Origin of the sequence: uncultured Erythrobacter sp., from assembly GCF_947492365.1 — a bacterium.
GTDB lineage: Bacteria > Pseudomonadota > Alphaproteobacteria > Sphingomonadales > Sphingomonadaceae > Erythrobacter.
Genome location: NZ_CANLMB010000001.1, coordinates 440579 through 460561 on the forward strand (window position 1 = coordinate 440579; position 19983 = coordinate 460561).

19 protein-coding genes and 1 other RNA gene are annotated in these 19983 nt (G+C 62.6%); 14 read left to right on the forward strand and 6 right to left on the reverse strand.

What is annotated here, in order from left to right; all coding sequences use genetic code 11:
- Positions 1 to 18: 18 nt before the first annotated feature.
- Together Q0887_RS02175 and Q0887_RS02180 are read right to left on the reverse strand one after the other, a co-directional pair.
- Positions 19 to 1215, reverse strand: coding sequence for a glycosyltransferase (locus tag Q0887_RS02175; protein ID WP_363317633.1), 1197 nt, complete (start codon positions 1213 to 1215; stop codon positions 19 to 21).
- A complete protein-coding gene (locus Q0887_RS02180) occupies positions 1212 to 1793 on the reverse strand; it encodes a helix-turn-helix transcriptional regulator (RefSeq protein ID WP_299191965.1) in 582 nt (193 codons plus the stop codon). Before Q0887_RS02180 ends, Q0887_RS02175 begins: the two co-directional genes overlap by 4 nt.
- Before the next feature lie 114 nt (positions 1794 to 1907).
- Here Q0887_RS02180 and Q0887_RS02185 point away from each other — a divergent pair, with 114 nt between their 5' ends.
- Positions 1908 to 2378, forward strand: a complete 471-nt coding sequence (locus Q0887_RS02185; RefSeq protein ID WP_299191967.1) for a DUF6456 domain-containing protein — start codon at positions 1908 to 1910, stop codon at positions 2376 to 2378.
- A gap of 50 nt (positions 2379 to 2428) precedes the next feature.
- Here the strand turns inward: Q0887_RS02185 and Q0887_RS02190 are convergent, their stop codons facing one another.
- Both Q0887_RS02190 and Q0887_RS02195 read right to left on the reverse strand, forming a co-directional pair.
- Entirely contained in the window at positions 2429 to 3013 is a 585-nt protein-coding gene (locus tag Q0887_RS02190; RefSeq protein WP_299191968.1) for a uracil-DNA glycosylase family protein, read from the reverse strand.
- Positions 3010 to 4836: an ATP-binding cassette domain-containing protein gene (locus Q0887_RS02195; RefSeq protein ID WP_299191970.1), complete on the reverse strand. Its 1827-nt coding sequence runs from the start codon at positions 4834 to 4836 to the stop codon at positions 3010 to 3012. Before Q0887_RS02195 ends, Q0887_RS02190 begins: the two co-directional genes overlap by 4 nt.
- A 96-nt stretch (positions 4837 to 4932) precedes the next feature.
- Between Q0887_RS02195 and Q0887_RS02200 the strand changes: the two genes are divergently transcribed.
- The 4 genes from Q0887_RS02200 to Q0887_RS02215 all read left to right on the forward strand — a co-directional run bounded on the left by Q0887_RS02200 (position 4933) and on the right by Q0887_RS02215 (position 8335).
- Complete coding sequence (locus Q0887_RS02200; protein WP_299191972.1) at positions 4933 to 5667, forward strand: SIMPL domain-containing protein; 735 nt, start codon at positions 4933 to 4935, stop codon at positions 5665 to 5667.
- 96 nt (positions 5668 to 5763) lie between these two features.
- Positions 5764 to 6105 carry a PepSY domain-containing protein gene (locus tag Q0887_RS02205; RefSeq protein ID WP_299191974.1) on the forward strand — a complete coding sequence of 114 codons (342 nt, stop codon included), beginning with the start codon at positions 5764 to 5766 and terminating at the stop codon, positions 6103 to 6105.
- A 126-nt stretch (positions 6106 to 6231) separates the two neighbouring features.
- A complete protein-coding gene (locus Q0887_RS02210; RefSeq protein ID WP_299191976.1) occupies positions 6232 to 6909 on the forward strand; it encodes a response regulator transcription factor in 678 nt (225 codons plus the stop codon).
- Positions 6910 to 7009: 100 nt separating this feature from the next.
- The gene (locus tag Q0887_RS02215) at positions 7010 to 8335 is read left to right on the forward strand and encodes a HAMP domain-containing sensor histidine kinase (RefSeq protein WP_299191977.1); all 1326 of its coding nucleotides are present in this window, start codon (positions 7010 to 7012) and stop codon (positions 8333 to 8335) included.
- Positions 8336 to 8366: 31 nt separating this feature from the next.
- Here the strand turns inward: Q0887_RS02215 and Q0887_RS02220 are convergent, their stop codons facing one another.
- A complete protein-coding gene (locus Q0887_RS02220; protein WP_299191979.1) occupies positions 8367 to 8882 on the reverse strand; it encodes a hypothetical protein in 516 nt (171 codons plus the stop codon).
- Positions 8883 to 8889: 7 nt separating this feature from the next.
- Entirely contained in the window at positions 8890 to 9222 is a 333-nt protein-coding gene (locus Q0887_RS02225; protein WP_299195192.1) for a chorismate mutase, read from the reverse strand.
- A gap of 66 nt (positions 9223 to 9288) precedes the next feature.
- Between Q0887_RS02225 and Q0887_RS02230 the strand changes: the two genes are divergently transcribed.
- The 9 genes from Q0887_RS02230 to lon all read left to right on the forward strand — a co-directional run bounded on the left by Q0887_RS02230 (position 9289) and on the right by lon (position 19772).
- A complete protein-coding gene (locus tag Q0887_RS02230; RefSeq protein ID WP_299191981.1) occupies positions 9289 to 10299 on the forward strand; it encodes a polyprenyl synthetase family protein in 1011 nt (336 codons plus the stop codon).
- Between the two features lie 19 nt (positions 10300 to 10318).
- Positions 10319 to 12745 (forward strand): ATP-dependent helicase HrpB, encoded by a 2427-nt coding sequence (gene hrpB, locus Q0887_RS02235; protein WP_299191982.1) that lies wholly within the window; start codon positions 10319 to 10321, stop codon positions 12743 to 12745.
- Positions 12746 to 12872: 127 nt separating this feature from the next.
- A complete protein-coding gene (locus Q0887_RS02240) occupies positions 12873 to 13151 on the forward strand; it encodes an ETC complex I subunit (RefSeq protein WP_299191984.1) in 279 nt (92 codons plus the stop codon).
- Positions 13152 to 13185: 34 nt separating this feature from the next.
- Positions 13186 to 13280, forward strand: an RNA gene (ffs, locus tag Q0887_RS02245) — signal recognition particle sRNA small type.
- 282 nt (positions 13281 to 13562) lie between these two features.
- Complete coding sequence (locus tag Q0887_RS02250) at positions 13563 to 15263, forward strand: DNA polymerase III subunit gamma/tau (protein WP_299195195.1); 1701 nt, start codon at positions 13563 to 13565, stop codon at positions 15261 to 15263.
- A gap of 19 nt (positions 15264 to 15282) precedes the next feature.
- Positions 15283 to 15624: a YbaB/EbfC family nucleoid-associated protein gene (locus Q0887_RS02255; RefSeq protein ID WP_299191986.1), complete on the forward strand. Its 342-nt coding sequence runs from the start codon at positions 15283 to 15285 to the stop codon at positions 15622 to 15624.
- A gap of 10 nt (positions 15625 to 15634) precedes the next feature.
- Positions 15635 to 16405, forward strand: coding sequence for a hypothetical protein (locus Q0887_RS02260; RefSeq protein ID WP_299191988.1), 771 nt, complete (start codon positions 15635 to 15637; stop codon positions 16403 to 16405).
- Between the two features lie 189 nt (positions 16406 to 16594).
- Positions 16595 to 17242, forward strand: coding sequence for a 2OG-Fe(II) oxygenase (locus tag Q0887_RS02265; RefSeq protein WP_299191990.1), 648 nt, complete (start codon positions 16595 to 16597; stop codon positions 17240 to 17242).
- A gap of 133 nt (positions 17243 to 17375) precedes the next feature.
- On the forward strand, positions 17376 to 19772 hold the full coding sequence (lon, locus tag Q0887_RS02270) for an endopeptidase La (protein WP_299191991.1): 2397 nt from the start codon (positions 17376 to 17378) through the stop codon (positions 19770 to 19772).
- The last annotated feature ends 211 nt before the right edge of the window (positions 19773 to 19983 follow it).

The window sequence follows — 19983 nt, forward strand, 5'->3', positions numbered from 1 at the left end:
AGCGCGAGACTCGCGCTCCTAACCCACCAAGCCGTCATAATGCGCGGCAAGTTCCAGCGCATTTGTCTCCCAATTGAAGCGCTCCGCCATTGCCGCGACGGCTTGGCGCATGGGCGGGTTGTTGAGCACTTCATTCACGCCCGCCGCGACCGCTTCGGGTGAGCGCTCGACCAGCCGGCCGGCGGTGTTGTTGGTGATAAGCTCGCGCGCGCCGCCGACATCGCAGGTCACAACCGGAGTGCCGCAGGCGAGCGCCTCGACCCAGGCATTGGCAAGGCCTTCATTCATCGTCGGCAGCACCATCACATCCGATGCTGACAGGATCAGCGGCAGCAGATCATGGTCAAGCGACCCTGCAAAATGCACCCGCTCCGCCAGCGCCAGATCGCTGGCCAGATCGCGCAGATGCGTCTCGTCATCCCCTTTGCCGACCAAGACCAGCCGTGCGCCCGGAATCTGCGCCAGAGCGGCGATAGCGATGTCCTGACCCTTGCGCTCGATCAGCGCGCCGACACAGGTCAGCATCGGCGCATTGGCGGGCAGATCGAATTCCAGTTCCTTGCTGATCTGCGCGCGCAATTGGGTGTGTTCGAGCGGGCGGAAACGGTCGCGGTCGAGGCCTGTATAGTGCACCCGGATCTTGTCACGCGGCATCCCGATTTCGGCCATTTCTCCGGCGAGCGCAGCGCTTACTGCGAGGATACCGTCAGCGCATTCAGCGGCTTCGAGCATTTGCTCACGGGCAAAATCGAACCCGCCCCAATAGGTGATGTCGCTGCCCCGCGCCTTTAGTGAGAGCGGCACACCGATCTTGCGCGCGATCCACGCTGCGGCGGGGCCATCGGGAAAGAAGAATTGCGCATCGAGCACATCAATCGGCGTCTCGGCATGGATACGCTCGATCAGCGGCAAGGCAGCTTTGGCAATTGCGGAGGCGTTGCGGCGCGCGCCGACAGCGGGGATCAGCGTGAAGCGCGGGCGGTGGACGGTGACACCGCCTTCCTCGCTCACTTCGTCCAGCTGCGAGAGCGCGCGATACCGGCCCAATGCAATCGGGGGCAGGCCAATCGGATTGACCATGCTCACCCGCCAGTCGCCGTGCGCCGCGCCGCGCTTTGCCAGCGCCTCCAGCGAGCGCGCGACAAAGGTGCCGAAACGCGGATTGACCGTGTTGGGATAGAGCGTGCTCAGCGAAAGGACGTGTTTAGCGCTCAAAGCGGCCTCACCAGCATCGCTGCAACCGCGATCCATGGCGGATTGTCGATCACCTGCTGCTTGTTCCCGGCCTGCGAGGGAAGGATGCCCACCATCGTGCCCTTGCGGTCAATCAGGCGGCCAAACGTAAAGCGGCCGCCGGGGCGGGGCACAAGACAGTCGCGGTTGATTGCGCCGCCCGCGTCGTCGGGAGCGATCTGCCGCAGCCACACCATGTCTCCGGGGCGATATTCGCCTATCGAAGCGGTCACTTCGAGCACCAGCATCGGCGCATCGTCTTCCTGCGCGGCGATTTCGGTTGGCAGGATCGCCTCACGCGGGCGGTCGAGCGCTTCGGGATCGGAAAGGCCGAGCTGGGCGACAATCTGCGCGCGCGGTTGATTGTCGGAACGAACCAGAACCTGTGGGTCAACGTCGAGCGCCGCACCGATCCGGTCCATCCATTTGATCGAAAGATTGCGCATCCCTGTCTCAAGCCGCCCAATTGTCTGCGCGGTGGTGGGCGGGGTGCAGGCCTCTGCAAGATCGGCGAGGGTGAGCCCTTTGGCCTTGCGGATTTCGCGGATGCGATTGATCATTCTTTTGCGCTTTCGCTGTCACTTCGGGTCGATTTTTCCGATTTAGAGCTTTCCTACAGTAGTGGCGACAATGCAAGTGCCTTGTAACCAATCCGGTGAAAAGGGAGAGCCGCAATGCGCAAACTCGTCGAACGCGAACTGACATCCGAAGGGCCTGTGCGAGCGGGCGGTGCAAAGGGCAAGCGCCGCAGCGTCACGGTCAATCTGGGCGAATCGCCGATAGCTTGGCTGCATGCGCGCGGCCATATCGACAACCGGCTGTTCGATGCGGGCGAGGCGCTGCGCGGTGATTACGAACGCGCACGGCTCTCTCCCAATATCACGATGCGCTGGGATGTGGTGCGGGTGAAGTCCACCGGCGGCACCGGGCTCACAGGCTCCGAACAACAGCTCGCGGCAAAGCAACGTTTCGACGGCGCGCTGGCATCTGCGGGCAAGGGGCTGGAGGATGTGCTTTGGCGCGTCGTTTGCGCTGGCGAGGGCCTGCCAGAGGCGGAGAAGCAACTCGGCTGGCCGGCCCGCAGCGGCAAATTGGTGCTGAAATTGGCGCTCGACCGGGTGGCGGATTTTTACCGGATTACCTGAGTGCCGGTTTTTCTCTCAGGACCGTGTAACATGCGGTCCATGTCTCGGAATTATGAAATCCGTTCAAGCACTTGGCTCCGAAGGCGCGGCAAGGTTTCGGCTTCATACCACGGGTTCTTCGCCATCCACATCCGCACCCGCCAACTCGGGTGAGGGAGCGGCACAAAGGGTGCGAACTCGGCTCCGCGTTGGACCCGTTCTGTGAGGGAAAGCTTGCGGGTTTCAGGCAGGTATTGGGCTTGCGCAAAGGAGCCAACGAGCAGGGTCAGACAGTCATCGGGAAGCAGCGCGAGGATGCGGTCGTGCCAGGCGGGCTGGCACTCCTTTCGCGGAGGAGCATCGCCGCCGCCCTTCTTGCCGGGATAGCAGAACCCCATCGGCATCAAGGCAACAATATCGGGATCGTAGAACTGCTCTTTGTCGAGGCCCAGCCAGCCGCGCAGCCGGTCGCCGCTATCATCGTCCCATGGCACGCCGCTGGCATGGACCTTGGTTCCTGGAGCCTGTCCGATGATGAGGATGCGGCTCATCCGCGAGAACTGGACCACGGGGCGCGGGCCGAGCGGAAGGTGCTCGGCGCAGATGGTGCAGGCCTTGATCTCTTCGTGGAGAGCAGAGGCCGAGGCGGCGCTCACCCCTCGACCCGTTCGGCAAGGTCGAGCCAGCGCTCTTCGGCGGCGTCCTTCTCGGCGCGTGCGTTCTCGATCCCCTTGGAAATCGCCGCAAACCGCTTGGGATCGGCAGTGAAGAGATCGGGATCGGCAAGGATCGCTTCGCCCTTGGCAATTGCGGTTTCCAGTTCCTCGATCCGGTCGGGCAGCAGCTCGTAATCGCGCTGGTCCTTGTAGGAGAGCTTGTCCGATTTGGCAGGCTCGCGAGCGGGTGAGGGCGCAGCAGGCGCGCGGTTCGCTTTAGCCTTGCCGACAACCGGCCTCGGCCGCTTCGCCTCCCAATCGGCAAAGCCGCCCGCGACCACATCGACCTTGCCCGTCCCGTCAAGGCCGAGCGTGAGCGTGACGGTCTTGTCGAGAAAGTCGCGGTCGTGGCTGACGATGATGACGGTGCCGTCGAAATCGGCGATCACCTCTTGCAGCAGGTCGAGCGTTTCGAGGTCGAGATCGTTGGTCGGCTCGTCCAGCACCAGCAGGTTGGCGGTGCGCGCAAACTCGCGGGCGAGCAGCAGTCGCGAACGCTCTCCGCCCGACAGGATGCCGACTTTGGTGTCGACCAGCTTGGGATCGAACAGGAAGTCTTTGAGGTAGGCTTGCACATGCTTGCGCACGCCGCGCACGTCGATCCAGTCGCCGCCTTCGGCAAGGATATCGCGCACGCTGGCATTGGGTTCGAGCAGGCGGCGCTGCTGGTCGATCATCACGCCGGTCAGAGTGCGCGCGTGGCTGACGGAGCCGGTGTCGGGCTCGAGTTCCTTGGTCAGCATCTTGAGCAAGGTCGTCTTGCCCGCACCATTCGCGCCGACAATGCCGATCCGGTCGCCATTCTGGATGCGCAGGCTAAACGGCTTGATAATCGCGCGCTTGATCCCGTCGGTTTCGAACGTCTTGGAGATGTCCTCCGCGACAATGACCGACTTCGATTTGAACTCATCATCGCTCGCGAGTTTCAGCTTGGCCGCGCCGCTATCAGAGATCATCGCCGCCCGCGCCGCGCGCATCTGGTAGAGCTTTTCGAGCCGCCCCTGATTGCGCTTGCGCCGCGCGGTTACGCCGCGTTCGAGCCAGTGCGCCTCGATCTTGAGCCGTGCGTCCAGCTTCTCCGCCGCGCGCGCCTCCTCGGCATAGACCTGCTCTTCCCACGCCTCGTAACCGCCAAAGCCGACTTCCTTGCGCCGCATCGTTCCGCGGTCGAGCCACAGGGTCGCGCGGGTCAGGCGTTTGAGGAATGTACGGTCGTGGCTGATAGTGATGAAGGCGCCCTTATAGCGGGTGAGCCAATCCTCCAGCCAGTCGATCGCCGACAGATCAAGGTGGTTGGTTGGTTCGTCGAGCAGCAACAGATCGGGGTCTTGCGCCAGTGCGCGGGCGATGGCGGCGCGGCGACGCTCGCCCCCGCTGGCAGAGGCCGCATCGGTCGCCATGTCGATCCCGAGCTGTCCGGCAATCGCCTCAACCTCGTGGACGGCCGGCGCGTGGGGGCCGGCCAGCGCGAAGTCCATCAGTGTGCCGAAAGGCGAGAAATCGGGTTCCTGCTCCAGAAACACGATCCGCGTATTGGGCTTCACCCGCCGCGTTCCGCGATCCGCTTCGATCCGGTCGTCGATCAGTTTGAGCAGAGTCGTCTTGCCCACCCCGTTGCGCCCAATCAGCGCGAGGCGATCCCCCGGCAGCACATGCAAGTCAATCGGCTCCGCACCCTCGCCAGCGCGCGGCCCGCCAAACAGCCAGCGCGCGCCCTGTTGCAGGCCAAGGCCTTCGAGCGAAAGGATCGGGGGTTGAGCCATAGGGTGCGGCACCTAGGGGCTTGCGCTTCGCCTGCCAAGCCGGTTCAGTGCGACGAAAGGACGCGCAGTGCAAAGCGCGGACAAAGGAGGACCAATATGATCCGTCACACATTCGCTGCACTGGCAGCAACCGCACTCACCATTCCGGCCATCGCAAATGCCACCGAAGTCCAAGTCACCGCCAATGGCCCGGTGATCGAATTGTCGGTCTTTGAAAGCGTCACCGCCGAGCCGGACCTCGTTACCATCGGCGCGGGCGTGACCACGCAGGCACCCACTGCGGTTGAGGCTCTGCGCCAGAACGCCGCAGAAATGCAGCGTGTGATCGACCGTATCCGCGCGCTGGGCGTGGCCGAGGAAGACATCCAGACCACTGGCATCAGCCTCAACGCGCAATATGATTATGACCGCGACAGCCGCCAGCAAATATTTCGCGGCTATCAGGTGTCGAACCGCGTGAGCGTGAAGCTGCGCGATATCGAGGGAACCGGACGCGCGCTGGATGCACTGGTTTCGGCTGGTGCGACCGACCTGTCCGGCCCCAGCTTCTCGATCGAGAACGACGAGGAAGCCAAAGCGCTTGCACGCGAACGTGCGGTCGAGCGGGCAGAGCGACGCGCGCAGGCCTATGCCGCGATGTATGGCTATGACGGCGTGCGCGTGCTCGCGGTGAGCGAGACGATCCAAGGACGCGGGCCAGTTCCGCAGATAGAGATGCGCGCAATGGCAGCGGCAGACGTTGCCAATACTCCAGTCCAGCCCGGACAGGTCAGCACCGGTGTCTCGATCACGATCAAATACGAAATGGTGCAGGAAGCCGGAGCCGATTGAGCAGGGCTGATGAAACGCGCCGCTACAAGTCTGAACAGACGCGCGGCGCGATATTCACAGCTTGTTCAACGCTTTTGATCTAGGCATGTGAGCACGATGACACGCAACCGCTCTTTTCTTGCTGCCTGCGCAGCCGCTGTGACGCTCACCGCCCTCGGTGTCGGCTCCGCTTCGGCTGTGGTGGCATCGGAAGTGATGGCGCAGGAGCAATCGCGCTCTGACCAGGGCGATGCTCGGCGTGAAATGCGCGCGGGCAACCAGCTTTCCCTGCGCGAGATTGAGCGCCGCGTGCTTCCGCGAATGCGCGGGAGCGAGTATCTCGGCCCGTCCTATGACAGTACGGCGCGCGCTTACCGGCTCAAATTCATCCGCGACGGCCGCGTGACCTATGTCGATGTCGATGCGCGCACCGGCCGCATCATCAACCGCTCGAACTGAAGGCAGCGGCAACTCAATGAATGATTTGACGGGGGAAGAGCGCGTGGCAAGCGCGGGGCGTCGCTTGACGCGGGCACCGCAAACGCGCAACCCCTTGGGTGAAACCTCATACGAATATGGTGGAATATGCGCATCCTGATCGTCGAAGACGAACCGACACTTGGCCAACAATTGAAGACGACGCTGGAACAGACCGGCTATGCCGTCGACCTGTCAACTGACGGCGAAGACGGGCACTTCCTTGGCAGCACAGAGAATTACGACGCCTGCATCCTCGATCTAGGTCTGCCCGAGATTGACGGGCTGTCGGTGCTTGGCATGTGGCGCAAGGAAGGCCGCGACTTTCCGGTTCTGGTGCTGACCGCGCGTGACAGCTGGTCTGACAAGGTCGCCGGCCTCGATGCAGGCGCGGATGATTACCTCGCCAAGCCGTTCCAGACCGAAGAACTGATCGCCCGCCTGCGCGCGCTCATTCGCCGCGCTTCGGGCAACACTTCGTCTGAATTGACTGCGGGCAATGTCCGGCTGGACACCCGCTCGGGCCGCGTGACGCTCGATGGCGAGCCGGTGAAGCTGACGGCGCAGGAATACAAGCTGCTGTCTTACCTGATGCACCACAAGGGTAAGGTCGTCAGTCGGACTGAGTTAATCGAGCATATCTATGATCAGGATTTCGACCGCGATTCGAATACGATCGAAGTGTTCGTCACCCGTATCCGCAAGAAACTTGGCGCAGAGGTAATCACGACTATCCGTGGACTCGGTTACAGCCTCGACGACCCGGCAGACGCCCCCCGAGCATAGGGACGTGCCTGAGCGCGGGGCTGAGGGAGCGGCGCCTGAAAAAGGCGCGCTTCTGTCCCAGGGCGGATTGACTCGGCCGCGCGCCAGTCTTGCACGGCGCATGGGGCTGATCGCGGCGGGCTGGATTATCGTCTTGCTGCTGCTCGGCGGGGTCGCGCTGGAGCGCACGCTCACCTCCCAGGTCAAAGCCAATTTTGACGAGCAATTGCGTAACCAGCTGACGGCGATGGTTGCCTCGGCAGAAATCGACTCGTTCGGCGAGGTCTGGTTCTACCGCACGCTGGGCGACCAGCGCTTTCTGGAACCCAATAGCGGGCTTTACTGGCAGATCAGCGGCACCGATTACGATCCCTACCCCTCGCGCAGCCTGTGGGACCGGACGCTCGACCTTCGCGGCGATGACGAAGCGGGCGAGCATTTCGACAGCGACGTCCATTTCTACGATTCCGCGCAGTTCGACGAGGAGCGGCTGCGCATTGCCGAACGGACCGTGATCCTGCCGGGCAGCGAGACGCGCTGGACCTTTGCTGTGGCCAGCGCGACCGAGGAAATGGACGCGCAAATCCAGCAGGTTCGCCTGATCCTGATCTGGAGCTTTGCGGTGCTGGGCTTTGGCCTGTTCGTGATGGCACTGCTGCAAATCCGCTATGGCCTTTCGCCGCTGCGCCGTGTGCGCGCGGCGATCCAGAAACTGCGCACATCGGGCGACAATCGCATCACCGAGCCGCTTCCCAATGAAGTCGAGCCGCTGGTTGAAGAGATCAACATGCTGCTCGAACACACCGAGCGGCAGGCTGAGGAAGCGCGCACCCATGCGGGCAATCTAGCCCATGCGTTGAAGACACCGCTGACGGTGCTCACCAACGCCGCGACCGCGCGCGATCCGAACCTTAACGAAGCGGTGTTCCGCGAAACCAAGACGATGCAGCGCCATGTCGACCACCATCTTGCGCGGGCAAGGGCGGTGGGCAGACGAGCGGTCGGGCAGGCGCGCACCAATGTCCGCCAAAGCGCTGAGGCCGTGCGCCGCGCAGTCGAGCGGCTCTATCCCAATGGTCGGCTGGATATCGCCGGGAGCAAGGATGCGCTGGTCGCAATCGAACGGCAGGACCTCGACGAAATTCTCGGCAATCTGATCGAGAACGCTGCGAAATATGGCGGCGGAAGCGTCTTCGTCACCGTCGATCACGAACCCGGCGGTCCCATGTGCCGCATCTGGATCGAGGATGACGGGATGGGCATCCCCGAAGAAGAACGCACCCGCATCTTCGACCGCGGCGCACGGCTCGACACCGGCAAGCCCGGCACCGGCCTTGGCCTCGCCATCGTGCGCGACGTCGCAGAGATCTACGGCGGCTCAATCACGCTCGATACCAGCGAGGATCTTGGCGGATTGCTGGTCGATTTGAGGCTGCCGAGGGCTTGAGGTGCCTTCGCCCGAGGCGAACGGAAGGTGTCTACTCAGGCGATTGCAAGCAAGCCAAGATCGTCTGGTGCTGCAAGTTTTTGGCGGCGTTATAGGCGCGAATGTCTAGGTTGAGTTCGACGTAGCTATTGGCAGGATTGATTCTGGCAAACGCGCGCAATTGGGTTTGCGAGAGCGGGTCGAGATGAAAGGGATAGCGAACTGGATAACCGGTCGATTCGCGTCGTTCCATGCTGGCTTGGCTCATCTGGTTGATCGCGACAGGTCCTTTCTTGCCGATGCTCGCACCAACAATTGCTGCCCCTGACGTTGTCTGGTTCACCAACTCGATCGTCCACGAATATCGTGCCTGCTGCGGGTCAAGGCATTCGAGCGCGAGCACTCGGGTAACGAAGGGGTGTTCGGGCTTACTTGTGATCCATTTGATCGCCTCGGCCCCCATTTCGGATGCAGCGCCTCCCAAGACTGCCCCGAACGCGATCTCCATGCCGGGTATCCAGCTGGTCGGCTGGGAAGTATTTTCATCCTCGCTATGTTCATCCGCCATGGGCGTTTTACCTTGCTCGTGCCTTCTCATGATGCCGGATCACTTCCTCGATAATAAAACGCAGGAACTTCTCGCTAAATTCCGGATCAAGGTCGGCCTCTTGCGCGAGTTTGCGCAGCCGCTCGATCTGGCGCTGTTCGCGCGCGGGATCGGCAGGGGGCAGAGTAACCTTGGCCTTGTACTCACCCACGGCCTGCGTGATGCGAAAGCGCTCAGCCAGCATGTGAATGATCGCGGCGTCGATATTGTCGATGCTCTTGCGATAGGCATTGAGCACCGGATCGCCTCCGCTGGTAGGGGCGGCGTCTTGCTCGGGCGATGCTTGCGTTTCATGCGACATATGACGCAAAACTAGCAGCAATTCAGCGCTTGCCAACCGCCTGCGCGCACCCCTAATGCCGCTTTCATGACCGCAGATGTCGTTCCCCTTCCGCGCAAGCAACCGACACTTGATCCGATGCTGGCATTGACTGCGAGCGGTATGAACTCGGTCAATTCGGTTATTCTGGAGCGGATGCAGAGCGAAATTCCGCTTATCCCGCGTCTTGCAGGCCATCTGATTTCGGGCGGGGGCAAGCGGCTTCGTCCGATGCTGACGCTCGCGGGTGCGGAGCTGGTCGGCTATCAGGGCACGCGCCATCACAAGCTCGCCGCAGCGGTGGAGTTCATCCACACTGCGACTTTGCTGCATGACGATGTGGTCGATGGCAGCGAGCTTCGCCGGGGCAAGGCAGCGGCCAACATCATCTTCGGCAATCCGGCGACGGTGCTGGTGGGTGACTTCCTGTTCAGCCGCGCTTTCGAGCTGATGACCGAGGATGGGAGCCTGCGGGTGCTCAAGATCCTCAGCAATGCCAGCGCAGTGATTGCCGAGGGCGAGGTTTCGCAGCTCACCGCCCAGCGCCAGATCGAAACCAGTGAAGAGCGCTATCTGCACATTATCGGCGCGAAAACCGCCGCACTGTTCGCCGCTGCCAGCCAGATCAGCGCAGTGGTCGCCGAATGCGGTGAGGAACACGAGCGCGCGCTCGAAGATTTCGGTCGCAATCTGGGCGTGGCCTTCCAGCTGGTCGACGACGCGATCGACTACGATTCGGACGCAGCCAGCATGGGTAAGGACCAGGGCGACGACTTCCGCGAAGGCAAAATGACGCTGCCGGTCATCCTCGCCCATGCGCGCGGGAACGAGGAAGAGCGCAAGTTCTGGAAAGACGCAATACTCGGCCATCGCAGCGCGGATGAAGACCTTGCCGAAGCGATCCGGCTGATTGAGAAGCACAACGCCTTGGCCGATACGCGCGAGCGCGCCCGCCACTTTGCCCAGCGCGCCATCGATGCGATCTCGATCTTCCCCGACAGCAAAGCGCGCTCCGCCATGGCCGAAGCCGCGCAATTTGCGGTCGCGCGCGGATACTGATCGCGCTAGCGAGTTGGGCGTGAGCCCGAACCTTCCCATCAACGCTGTTCTGCCCGATTTGCGGGAGACTTTGGCGCGTGCCGGAGCCGCTGTGCTGATTGCTCCTCCGGGGGCGGGCAAGACAACTGCGGTTGCGCCCGATCTGCTGGGTGAGGATTGGTGCAGCGGGCAGATCATCCTGACATCCCCGCGCCGTGTTGCTGCGCGCGCAGCGGCGGAGCGCATAGCGGAGATGCTGGGCGAGAGGCCGGGCGACACTATCGGATACATGACCCGCCTCGACACCAAAGTGTCGGCCAAGACCCGCGTAATCGTTATGACCGAGGCGATCCTAGTGAACCGGCTGGTCGATGATCCCGAATTGCCGGGGATTTCGGCGGTCCTGTTCGACGAAGCGCATGAGCGGCATTTGGACAGCGACCTCGGCCTTGCGCTGGCGTTGGAGACGCGCGCAGTGCTGCGCGAGGACTTGCGGGTGCTGGTGATGTCAGCAACTATCGACGGCGCGCGGTTTGCGCAGTTGCTGGGTGATGACACGCCTGTGATCGAGAGCGAAGGGCGCAGCTTTCCGCTGGAAATCAAGTGGCTTGGCTCCAATCCCTCGCAGCGGATCGAGGATCAGGTCGCGGGCGGTGTGATGACGGCTTGGCGTGAGGAGGAGGGCGATATCCTCGCTTTCCTGCCCGGCGTCGGCGAGATCGAACGGACGCGCGAGCGGCTGGAGGCGAAGCTCCCCGATACGCCGATCCTTCCCTTGCACGGACAGGTCGAACCGGCCGCTCAGCGCGAGGCAATTCGGCGTGACGGCCAAGGGCGCAGGCGGATCGTGCTCGCCACGGCAATCGCCGAAACCTCGCTCACACTCGATGGCGTTTCGGCAGTGGTCGATAGCGGCCTCGCGCGTATGGCCGAACACGACCGCGCGGCGGGCACCACCCATCTGGTGACGCGCCGCGCCAGTCAGGCAGCGGCGGCGCAAAGGGCAGGGCGCGCGGCTCGGCAGGGTCCGGGCGTCGCCTATCGCTTGTGGGAAGAGGGCGGGCACCTCGGGCGTCCTGAGTTTTCGCCGCCCGAGATTGAAACCGCTGACCTTGCGCCGCTTCTGCTCAAGCTCGCCAAATGGGGTGCGAGTGATCCGGCGGAGCTGGCATGGCTCGACACGCCTCCTGCGGCCTCGGTTGCGGCGGCAAGGGCGGCTTTGCAGGCGATGGGCGCGCTTGATGACGAAGGGCGGATCACGCCGACAGGATCGCAAATCGCCCATCTGCCGATGGACCCGGCATCGGGAGCGGCTGTTTTGTTCGGTGCGGAAGTCTCGCAGGCGCACGAAGCGGCGCAGCTTGTGGTGCTGATGCAGGAGCGCGGGCTGGGCGGGCGCAGCGAGGACCTGATGCAGCGGCTCTCCAAATGGAAGTCCGAGCGCGGCCGCCGCGCCGATGCCGCGCGCAAGCTGGCGCAGCGCTGGGCGAGCCAAGCGGAGAAGCTGATTTCGGGCGCCGAGCCGAACCGTGTGAACCCCGCGCTGTTCCTCGCCTTTGCGCGGCCCGATTGGGTGGCGAAGCGCCGCGATGCGAGCGGGGAGCAATGGATCAGCGCGGGCGGGCGCGGGTTCCAGCTCGATCCCGCATCTCCGCTTGCGCGTGCGGAGTGGATCGTCATCGCCGACGCGCAAGGTCAGGCCAAGGGAGCGCGGATCACGGCGGCGGCCGAACTGACCGCAGGTGAAGTTGAGCAAGCGCTTCACTATAGGCTCGAACAACGCCGGACAGTGCGTTGGAACGAAAAGGAAAAACGGGTCGAAGCGCGGCTGGAAAAGCGGCTGGGCGCAATCACCCTGTCCCGCGCGCCCGATCCCGAACCCGAGCCCCAAGCGCTTGTGGATATCCTTGTGGGGAAAGCTCTGGAAAAGCTGGGGGAAGTCCTGCCAGCAGGCTTTCTGGCGCGGGCACAATTCGGCGGGGTGGAAGCGCTCTCGGCAGATAACCTGCGCGAGCAATCGGCGCTTTGGCTGGAGCCGTTGTTGGCCGGGCGGCGCGATCTCGATTTGCCCGCGCATCGATATGCAGAGGCGGCGCTGGGCCTGCTCGATTGGGACTCGCGCCAACAGCTCGACAGCGCCGCGCCGACCCACTTCACCTCTCCCGCGAAGACCCGTCACGCGATTGACTATGCGGGCGATGATGCGCCGAGCGTCGAGGTGCGGGTGCAGGCGCTCTTTGGCCTCGACCAGCATCCGATGATCGGCAGCACGCCGCTCTTGCTCAAGCTTACCAGCCCAGCTGGCCGCCCGATCCAGTCAACCCGCGACCTGCCCGGTTTCTGGCGCGGCAGCTGGGCCGATGTCGCCAAGGATATGAAAGGCCGCTACCCCAAGCACCGCTGGCCCGATCAACCCTGGACCGAAAGGCCGAGCCTAAAGACAAAAAACGCCTTCAATCGCAGCTAGGATTGGACTAAACGCACAGTGAAATCCGGTCGCTTGCGACCGCAAGGCCGACCGGCCGTCGCGGCCAATGCCGCGAAGCCAAGGCGGGCGGATGCCCGCCGCCCGGCGTTTGAGGGACGAAACAAAGATGACCGCAATTATCTACCAGCAGCCCAAATCCGCCATGCAATCGGGCAAGGCCAAGACCGACACATGGGTGCTCGAATTCGAGCAGAGCGAGGCGCGCAAGCCCGATCCGCTGATGGGTTGGACCGGCAGCGGTGATACTCAGGCACAGGTGCGCCTGACCTTCCCGACCAAGGACGCGGCCAAGGCCTATGCCGAGAAATACGGCATCACCGCGCGCGTCCACGCGACACCGGCAAAGTCGCTCAAACTGCAAGCCTACGCCGATAATTTTCGCTGATTGATTTTTCATCGCGGCATCGCCATATGGCGCACCGGGAGTCGGGTGGACGTTTGCGTTCGCTCACCGGGTCAGGTCCGGAAGGAAGCAGCCCAGGTGAATTGCGACGGGTCGCTCGGCTCCTTTTTAGGCTGTGCCAGCCCACTCCCCCTCCCAACCACCCGATAGTTTGAACCATGTCGGGTGGTTGGGAGGGGGAGTGGGCCGGTGCCGACCATCAGACGCTCGCTCGGCTCCTTTTGATTGCGGCTCGAGCCCGCTTTTCCACCCCGTTTTACGAATCCGCGCGATGACAAAGCTGCGCCAAGCGCCTAGCTTGTCCGTGTGAGTGATTCCGACCCCAATCTGCCCGAAGAGAACGAGGACAATGTCCCCAGCGCTGCCGAGCTTGAGGCGGCGGGGCAGAACTCGATGTTTGGCGATGCGCCCGCTGAGGCCGCGAGTCCGCCCGCTGCGGCGCCGACTCCAGCGGCCGCGCCATCGGGCGAGAGCAACCAGCCTTACCGCGTGCTGGCGCGCAAATACCGTCCGCAGACTTTCTCCGAACTGATCGGGCAAGAGCCGATGGTGCGCACGCTTGGCAATGCGATCGAGCGCGACCGGCTGGCGCATGCCTTCCTGATGACCGGGGTGAGGGGGGTCGGCAAGACCTCCACCGCGCGCCTGATCGCAAAGGCGCTCAACTGCGTCGGCCCCGATGGCGAGGGCGGTCCGACGATTGATCCATGCGGGCAGTGCGAACCGTGTCAGGCGATTGCCGAGGGCCGCCATATCGACGTGATCGAGATGGACGCTGCTTCGCACACAGGCGTCGATGATGTGCGCGAGATCATTGAGCAGGTGCGCTATGCGGCGGTTTCGGCGCGCTACAAGATCTACATTATCGACGAGGTGCACATGCTCTCGCGCAACGCCTTCAACGCGTTGCTCAAGACGCTCGAAGAGCCGCCCGCGCATGTGAAGTTCCTGTTCGCCACCACCGAAGTCGAGAAGCTTCCGGTGACGGTGCTCAGCCGCACGCAGCGCTTTGACCTGCGGCGGATTCCGGCAGAGATGCTGGCCGCGCATTTCGGGCGGGTGTGCGAGATGGAAGGGGTGGAGGCCGAAGCAGAGGCTTTGCGGATTATCGCTGCTGCCGCTGAAGGATCGGTGCGCGATGGCCTCTCGATCCTCGACCAAGCGATTGCCCATGCGGACATGGACGCCGACGGAAACGTCGCGGCAGAGCGGGTGCGCGACATGCTCGGCCTGGCTGACAAGAGCGCGCAGCGGCGCTTGCTCGGATCGATGCTGGCGGGAGATGCGCCGGAGCTGCTTGCGGGGATCGAAGAACAATATGCGCTGGGCGTTGAACCGCTGGCGCTGATGCGCGCGCTGATGGATCTGGTGCACCGGATCACGGTGGCGCAGGTGTCAGGCGGCGAAGCCGATGCGCCCAGCGAGGAAGAGCGAACCGCCTTGGGCGAGTTTGCGGCCAAGCTCGGCACCGCAGAATTGCACCGGTTGTGGCAATTGCTGCTCAAAGGGCATGACGAGGTTCGCCTTGCGCCCGATCCACTGGTGTCGCTGCAAATGGCTTTGCTGCGGGTGCTGCATGCCTCGCAGCTTCCCGATCCGGGCAAACTCGCCAAGCGGATAGAGGAACTTGCCAAGAATGGCGCAGCGCCAGCGACCGCGCCAGCCGGGGAAGGGGCACCGGCAACTGCGAGTGCGCCGAGTGGTGATCTCGACTGGAGCGCTTTGGTGAACAGCATCGACCAAGGCGGCCAGCTGCGCGTTGCACAGATCATGCGCGACCGGGTGCGTGTGATCGAACTCGCTCCTGAGAAGCTGATCTTCGAACAGGCTGACAGCTTCCCTGACGACCCCGCGCCCGAAATCCGCGATGCGCTGTTCAAGCTCACCGGAAAGCGCTGGCTGGTTGAAAAGGGTGCAGGCGAGGCCCAACCTAGCCTGCGTGAGGCCGCCGAAGCGGAAGCGAACGCCGCCCGCGAACGGATCGAAGCGCACCCGCTGGTGAAAGCCGCCAAAGAGGCATTCCCCGATGCCGAACTGATCGACCCACAAGACAATGTCGCCCGCGCCGCTTCGGCCGGGCGTAAATGGAATTGAACGAAAGGACCCCCGCGCCATGAAGAGCATGGAAGAAATGATGCAAGCCGCGCAGCAGGCTGCCGAGACGATCCAGAACCAGATGAACGACATGCAGGTGAAGCTCGACTCGATCGAAGTCGAAGGCAAAGCCGGCGGCGGTCTTGTAACGGTGCGCGCAACCGCCAAAGGCCGCATTCTCGGCGTGAGCATCGACGACAGCCTGATGGTCAAGGAAGAGAAGAACATCGTCGAAGACCTCGTCACCGCCGCCTTCAACGACGCGCGCGACAAGGCTGACCGTGTTTCCGCTGAACAGATGAAGGAAATGCAGGGCGGAATGGGCCTGCCGCCGGGGTTTAACCTGCCGGGCATGGGGTGAGGCGCTCTCCATGGGGCTGTTCGGACCGTCGCTGCCGATCGACCGCGAGGAATTAGAATGGTTGCTGGCGTGTTTTGCGTGGATTGATCGAACATTAGGTCAGCGCGACCAATCCGACGGGTTCGAACCTCGACTCGTCTTGCCCAATGACGAAGCGCTAACAGCGGCTTCGACGGCTTCCGACCTCTTCCATGCTGTAAAGCAGACGGCAGGCCTCTCCGATTGGGAGTGCCGACTCGAAAAGGGAGAACCGAGGCGCGAGCGGATCCAAACGGGGCTTGCGGCAGATTACGATCCTGAAAGCAGCGCGCTCGGTACATTCAGCGTTGAAGGCAGCACGCCTGTCATCCGCTACGATCCGGCGCTCTTGCGCGATCCCGACGCCTTGGTTTCGACTTTTGCGCATGAATTGGCGCATCTCGTTATCCACTCGTTGGGAATGCCTCCGGGTGGTGAGGCCTTGGAGGAACACGCAACAGATTGCATGGCGGTCTATCTCGGATTTGGCGTGTTCCTAGCCAATTCCGCGCGCAATTTCAGTCAATTCAGCGATGGCGCGATGCATGGCTGGAGTTCTCAAACGTCGGGCTATCTGTCGGAGAATGCTTTGGTCACCGCGCTCGCAATCTTCGAGAAGAGGTTTGCGACTGATGGCGATGCGCAGGGTGCGTTAAAAAGCTATCTGAAACCAGTGCACCGTAAGGCGCACAAGTACTTTGCCAAGCGCTATCCGCAATTGGCCCAAGAGCTCAGCCAGATCGACCTCAAGGCTTGGGCCTGATGAGTTGCAAGTTCTAGCGGAAGAGCTGAAAGAATTTCAGGCCGCACTGGCACAGCCGCCGCGCTCCAGCTTTCCAGATCAGGGGGGTCCGCAATGACAGGTCAGAAGTTCGATCCATCCAGCATCGACCGTGCGAGGGGACTCCCGAGCATTGGGGGTATCTCCCAACGGCCGACGGTGCTTCCTGGTATGAGCGGCAACACTTCGGTGCCGATCAACACGCTGCCCGCGCCCAAGCCGGACGAAACCTATCGCGACGCGCGTTCGCTGGATGGTCAGCCGATCGGGCTTGTGCCTGACTTCATCACCGAGGCCGAGCGGCTGCGCCTGCTCAAATTCGCCAGCGGCGTAGACGCGCCATGGGAGACGTATCTTCCCAAAAGCGATGTCTGGTACGACCGGATGATCAATCCGCGTTCGATGCCCGGGCCGATCCTCAAACTGATGGTGGCGATCCGCAAGCGCGCGACGAAAAGAATCTGCAAACATTACGGCATCACCGAGAAGGTCTATGCTGACACGCTGCAGCTGGTGCGCTGGCGGCCCGGTGACAATCAGAAACCGCATGCCGATTGCGAGGAACCCGATGGCCTACCGAACCGGACGCCGTGGCGTGCCTTTGCCTCGATCATCTATCTCAATGACGAATATGAAGGCGGCGGGATCTACTTTCCCGACCGTAAGCTGAAGCCTGAGATCAAGCCGAACATGCTGGCCTTCTTTCCCTCGACCAACCATTACCGGCACGGAGTCGAGGCGGTGACGTCGGGGCTGCGTTATACGATCAGCACTTTCTACACCTTCAATCCTGCGCATCATGACGGGAACCCGATCTAGCTGATTTTGCAGCCAGCGCCCGCCTTTGCCGCGCCATCCACACGCAATTTGAGGTGGTCCGTTGCGCGGTCGGGTTTCGCTACCCATATTCCCCCAAACGGCGCGTCCCAATGGCGGCCTTGGATACAGACACATGACACAGCATTTTCCTCTCCTTCCCCTGCGCGACATTGTCGTGTTTCCCGGCATGGTCGTGCCGCTCTTTGTGGGGCGCGATAAGTCGGTTGCGGCGCTGGAGGCGGCGATGGAGGCGAGCAAGGACATCTTCCTGCTCGCGCAGCTCGATCCGGCTTGCGATGATCCGGAAGGCGTGGACCTCTATGATACCGGCGTCATCGCGCAGGTGCTCCAGATGCTCAAACTGCCTGACGGCACGGTGCGCGTGCTGGTCGAAGGGACCGCGCGCGCAAAGCTGACGGACTTGAAGCCAGAGGGCGAGCATATCCTCGCCGAAGTCACCATCGAAGAGCCGGAAACAGTTGCTGGCAGCGAAGTCACCGCGCTGATGCGGCAGGTGACCGAACAGTTCGGCGAATATGCCAAGCTCAACAAGAAGATGGGCGAGGAGACCAATGTCGACCTCACAGATGTCGATGATGCGGGCCAGCTTGCCGACACGATTGCCGCCGCGCTCAACGCAAAGGTTTCGGACAAGCAATCTCTGCTGACCGAGACGAGCCCTTTGAAGCGGCTCGAACTGGTCATGGCCTTCATGGAAGGCGAGCTGTCGGTGCTTCAGGTCGAGCGCAAGATCCGCGGGCGGGTGAAGCGCCAGATGGAGAAGACCCAGCGCGAATATTACCTCAACGAACAATTGAAAGCGATCCAGAGCGAGCTGGGCGGCGGCGATGATGGCGATGGCGACGAGATTGCCGAGCTGACCGAGAAGATCGGCAAGACCAAGCTGTCGAAAGAAGCCAAGACCAAGGCCAGCGCAGAGCTGAAAAAGCTCAAAGGCATGCAGCCGATGAGCGCCGAGGCGACTGTCATCCGCAACTATCTCGACGTGCTGCTCGGGCTGCCATGGGGCAAGAAGAGCCGCGTTAAGAAAGATATCGCCAAAGCGCAGGAGGTCCTCGACGCCGATCACTATGGCCTCGAAAAGGTCAAGGACCGGATCATCGAATATCTCGCAGTGCAGGCGCGCACGAACAAGCTGAAGGGTCCAATTCTGTGCCTTGTCGGCCCTCCCGGCGTGGGCAAGACCTCGCTTGGCAAGTCGATTGCCAAGGCAACGGGGCGCGAATTTGTGCGCCAGTCGCTCGGCGGCGTTCGTGACGAGGCGGAGATACGAGGCCACCGGCGCACTTACATCGGCTCCATGCCGGGCAAGATTGTCGCCAACCTGAAAAAGGCCGGGACCAGCAATCCGCTGTTCCTGCTCGACGAGATCGACAAGCTCGGTCAGGATTTCCGCGGCGATCCGGCTTCGGCGCTGCTCGAAGTGCTCGACCCCGAACAGAACAGCAAGTTCCAGGATCACTATCTGGAGCTCGACCTCGACCTGTCGAACATCATGTTCGTGACCACCGCGAACAGCCTCGACCTGCCGCAGCCACTGCTCGACCGGATGGAGATCATCCGCCTCGAAGGCTATACCGAAGACGAGAAAGTCGAGATCGCCAAGCGCCATCTGCTTCAGAAGCAGATCGAAGCGCATGGGCTTAAGAAGGGCGAGTTTGAACTGACCGATGAAGGTCTGCGCGACCTGATCCGCTATTACACGCGAGAGGCCGGTGTGCGCACGCTCGAGCGAGAAATCGCGCGGCTGGCGCGCAAGGCGCTTCGCAAGATCCTCGAAAAGGAAACCAAGTCGGTCACGATCACGCCGGATAATCTGGGCGACTTTGCCGGTGTTCGGAAATTCAAGCACGGCATGAGCGAAGATGAAGCGCAGGTCGGCGCCGTCACCGGTCTTGCATGGACCAGCGTGGGCGGCGAGTTGCTCACCATCGAAAGCGTCACCACGCCGGGCAAGAGCGAGGTCAAGACGACCGGCAAGCTGGGCGATGTGATGCAGGAAAGCGTCGCGGCGGCGTTCTCTTTCGTGAAGTCGCGCGCGCCGGGATACGGGATTAAACCGTCGCTGATCCAGCGCAAGAACATCCACATCCACCTGCCCGAAGGCGCTGTGCCCAAGGACGGCCCGAGCGCGGGCGTGGGCATGGTGACGTCGATAGTCTCAACTCTCACAGGGGCCGCTGTTCGCCCTGACATTGCCATGACGGGCGAAGTCACTTTGCGCGGGCGCGTGCTTGCTATTGGTGGGCTGAAAGAGAAGCTGCTGGCGGCTTTGCGCGGCGGGATCACCACGGTCCTTATCCCCGAAGAGAACGTCAAAGACCTCGCCGAGATTCCCGACAATGTGAAAGAGGGCCTCGAAATCATTGCGGTTTCGCATGTCGATTCTGTGCTCGAACATGCGCTGGTCGAAATGCCCGCGCCGATCGAGTGGACCGAGGCTGATGACCTTGCCTCGCAGCCCGGCGCTCAGGCAGGTGCGGGCGGAGAAGTGCCAACCGCGCATTGATCGCATTAATCGCACCGGTGGCGATTCGCGACGGGCGCGCTGAAATGGCGCGAAATTCCCCGATTGCGTAGCGGCAGGCTCTGCCAAAGTCGCAAGCGCGATGCGGTTCGCCGCAAATGAGGCCGCAGAGCGCGCGAATGGCGATTTTCTGCGAGATTTGCCTTTGACAGCCTGTGGAAAAACGTCTCATGTTGCGCGCTTTCGGGGGCGA